This window comes from Telluria sp. AZSoR62, assembly GCF_058111565.1.
The window spans coordinates 1-288 of record NZ_JBYTST010000255.1 but is presented as its reverse complement, the minus strand read 5'-3'; the positions used below and the strand labels follow the sequence as shown (position 1 = coordinate 288).

The 288-nt window shown below is 52.1% G+C and carries 1 protein-coding gene; it reads left to right on the top strand.

The window, feature by feature from the left end; genetic code table 11:
* Nucleotides 1-254, top strand: a 254-nt coding sequence (locus tag AC3XQU_RS23710) for a hypothetical protein (RefSeq protein WP_489876589.1), incomplete at its 5' end; no start/stop codon positions are given.
* Between the last annotated feature and the right edge of the window lie 34 nt (nt 255-288).

Sequence of the window (288 nt, the reverse complement as noted above, 5' to 3'; positions counted from 1 at the left end):
CTTGGAATGTTGCCCTCCATGTGCTTGACGGGAATTTTGCTACTGAGTCGGACAACGATCGAGAGCGGAACCGCCTTCGAGCAGAATTAGCTGAATTGGTCACGATGTGCTTCAAGATGACAGGTGCTTCAGGTGCAAAGCGTAAGCAACATACAGACGCGCTTGTAGAACGGCTGCACCTGATTCAGTCCAGCCTGGTCGACGCCACTGACACAGCAATGACATCGCCAGCATCATTAGGAGCACGTCAATGACAGCAAACCATACGGCCTTTTGGTGGGAGTCGAA